At 62.1% G+C, this 385-nt stretch carries 1 protein-coding gene; it reads left to right on the top strand.

Annotation, left to right across the window (positions count from 1 at the left end):
* Positions 1 to 385, top strand: a 385-nt coding sequence (locus ON34_RS24935) for a DNA-directed RNA polymerase subunit beta (RefSeq protein ID WP_040783801.1), incomplete at both ends; no start/stop codon positions are given.

The following is a 385-nucleotide window of genomic DNA, read 5'->3' as shown; positions in this document are numbered from 1 at the left end:
TGTTCGACGGACGTTCCGGTGAGCCGTTCCCGTACCCGGTCGCGGTCGGCTACATGTACATCCTGAAGCTGCACCACCTGGTCGACGACAAGATCCACGCGCGTTCGACCGGTCCGTACTCGATGATCACCCAGCAGCCGCTGGGTGGTAAGGCGCAGTTCGGTGGTCAGCGTTTCGGTGAGATGGAGTGCTGGGCCATGCAGGCCTACGGTGCGGCGTACACGCTGCAGGAGCTGCTGACCATCAAGTCCGACGACGTGGTCGGTCGGGTGAAGGTCTACGAGGCGATCGTCAAGGGCGAGAACATTCCGGAGCCGGGCATTCCGGAGTCGTTCAAGGTCTTGCTCAAGGAACTCCAGTCGCTGTGCCTCAACGTCGAGGTGCT

It is taken from the genome of Nocardia pneumoniae NBRC 100136 (assembly GCF_000308755.1).
In the GTDB taxonomy this organism is placed as follows: Bacteria; Actinomycetota; Actinomycetes; order Mycobacteriales; family Mycobacteriaceae; genus Nocardia; species Nocardia pneumoniae.
The sequence above is the reverse complement of the archived record's forward strand: the minus strand, read 5'-3'. Positions and strand labels throughout refer to the sequence as shown.